Genomic DNA, 2,357 nt, shown 5'->3' with positions numbered 1-2,357 from the left:
TTGCCCGTTGCGGGTCAGTCGTACCCCTTGCGTTGTGCGGACGGTAAAATAGCCGTCACCATTGATCGCAACGTCGGTCGCGTTACCTGTGCTTCTCAAGGGGCCTTGGACCAGATCCCTGAACGTTGCCTTATCCTGGGCATACGCCTGCTCCCGATCCCCTGGAGTCACCCCGGACCCTTTCTGATGGACAAGATATTGCGAAAAGAGCTCCCGGGATCCCTTGAAGCCGTCGGTGTTCTCGTTCGCCAGATTATTGGCGGCAACGTCAAGTTCACGCTTGAGCACGTCGATGCGCGACAAGGCAATATAAGCAGTGCTATCCATAATGCTCGACCAGCCTTTTTTTAAATGGAAATGAAATCACGCGCGCACACATGCGCATGACCATGGAAATCCATTTCATTACTTCATCAGGTTGATCGTGCGCGTGAGCATCGAACGCGTCACCTGCAAGGCGTTCAAATTGGCCTCATAGGAGTGTTGTGCTTCGTGGGTATCCATAATTTCGGTCATCGCATCGACATTGGGAAGCTTGACAAGTCCATTTTTGTCTGCGGCCGGTTGGGATGGGTCGTAATGGGTCTCAAAGGCCGTCCGGTCTTCACCTATCTCCTTCACTGAGACAGATGAAACGCCGGTATCGCGATTAAGAATTTCCTTAAATGTAATGGTTTTTCGGCGGTAGGGATCGGAACCCGGTGTAGAGCCAGTCGTTTCAGAGTTTGCCAAATTCTCGGCTGCGACCTGCAGGCGCTTCGCCTGAGCCTGCATGCCGGACGCGGAAATTCCGATAGTATCTGTGAAGTTCATTTCGACCTCGAAAGACCAGGCTCAGGATGAACCCAGAGCGAGAGAAAACATGGACATATAGGTGCTGTAAGCGCTCGTAGCCATGCGCTGCTGGTCGTCGGTCTGCGCAATCTTGACGAGTTCGCTTTCAAGGTCGACCTTGTTGCCATCGATCGACGTACTACTATCGGCTTTGACCGAACCTTTCTGGCTCGTGTCGCTGGCAATATGCCCTGGCTCGGTCTGGGCAAGCTGGACAGACATCTGGTTCTGCAAGGCGCCTTTGAAATCAGGAAGATCACGGGCCACATAATTAGGCGTATTTGCATTGGCGATATTGCCTGCGATGAGCGTCTCGCGCGACTGCAACCATTGCATGCGGCGGTTGGCGAGGTCGAGAATATCTGTCCCTTTATCAGCGCTGACTGAAAGCGGTGACGTTGCTTGGAGCATTAAATTTCGCCCTTCATTCTTCGCCGACAGAAGCGATAAATAGCATTATCAGGATAGTTCCCATTCTAGTATGAAAAAGCGGCCCGGAGAAGCAGAACCGCGATGCGTAACAAAAAATTTCTGCGTCGCCTCTCCGCGGTATGTCATGGATTGCCGACCGACAGGGTGGGCGGCGGGGCATGCTGGGTTAAAAGCGAAAATATGCTTGCCCTGGAAGGGCTCATCGCTCTTCCGTCGATGCGCCCTGCGAGCCATTTGAGCGTTGTGTCATCTCCGGCACGCGCGGCGTCGGATGCGAGTCTGAGAGCAAGGTCCTGTGCCATATCCGAGAGAGTACCTTTGGCGGGAAGATTTTCCTGTGCGACAATTTTGAGCTCACGGGTCGCAGAGGCCCAGTCGCCCTGATTTTCAAAGGTGGCCGCTGATACCAGTCTGGCATACTGGCCCTGTGCGTCCTTGAGGATGTTGAGACCTTTGGCCGTGTTTCCGTCCAGAAGGGCAATCTCGGCTCTTGCGACATTGCGCTGCGCGCGAAGTTCGGGGGATACCGTGTCGGACTCGGTCATGTCTAGCGTTTGAAGCGCGCGTGCCGCGTCTCGTTGCTGTATGGCGAGTTTGGCGAGAGCAAGACCCGCGCTGGCTTTGTCTTCCGGACTCTCCAGAGCCGGCACGGCTGTTTCGAGTGCTTTGGACCCGTCATCGATCAGACCGATAGAAAGAAGAAGCTTTCCATAGGCAGCTTGTAGGCTGGCCTGCTCGGGACCGTTCGAAAGCCCTGCAATATGGGCCTTGAGTAGCGCTGCATTGCGTAGCGCCTGTTGGTTGTCCAGACCGGTGGCGGGAATTTCAGCCAGCCCCTTCAGGGCTTTCAGAAGTATTGTGTTGCGTTTGCTCATCAAGGCAGAGGGGCGCCCTGGGGGGACGCCCTGATCGATCATCAGAGCAGCGTTTTGCCAATCGCCCAGCTGCAGAAATGCCTCCGCCTGAGTGAGACGAACCGCCATCTCGCGCCCGGCCAGTCGCGCATCGAGGATGATGGCATCAAGGGCACGGATCATCTGCTGGGCAGATAACTTGCCCTGCATATGGTCAAGCACGATCTCGCTTTCCGC

The 2,357-nt window shown here is 55.2% G+C and carries 4 protein-coding genes; all 4 read right to left on the bottom strand.

What is annotated here, in order from left to right:
* Nucleotides 1-327: flagellar hook-basal body complex protein (locus P792_RS39490; RefSeq protein ID WP_035440986.1), on the bottom strand; the 327-nt coding region annotated here is incomplete at its 3' end.
* Nucleotides 328-405: 78 nt separating this feature from the next.
* Nucleotides 406-813: a flagellar basal body rod protein FlgC gene (flgC, locus tag P792_RS35560; RefSeq protein ID WP_023980049.1), complete on the bottom strand. Its 408-nt coding sequence runs from the start codon at nt 811-813 to the stop codon at nt 406-408.
* 21 nt (nt 814-834) lie between these two features.
* On the bottom strand, nt 835-1,245 hold the full coding sequence (flgB, locus tag P792_RS35555) for a flagellar basal body rod protein FlgB (protein WP_031241802.1): 411 nt from the start codon (nt 1,243-1,245) through the stop codon (nt 835-837).
* A gap of 143 nt (nt 1,246-1,388) precedes the next feature.
* Nucleotides 1,389-2,357: lipopolysaccharide assembly protein LapB (locus P792_RS35550; protein ID WP_023980047.1), on the bottom strand; the 969-nt coding region annotated here is incomplete at its 5' end.

Origin of the sequence: Asaia sp. SF2.1, assembly GCF_000505765.1 — a bacterium.
GTDB classification, from domain to species: domain Bacteria; phylum Pseudomonadota; class Alphaproteobacteria; order Acetobacterales; family Acetobacteraceae; genus Asaia; species Asaia bogorensis.
Note: the sequence above shows the minus strand (reverse complement) of the source record. Positions and strands in the feature narration are given on the sequence as shown.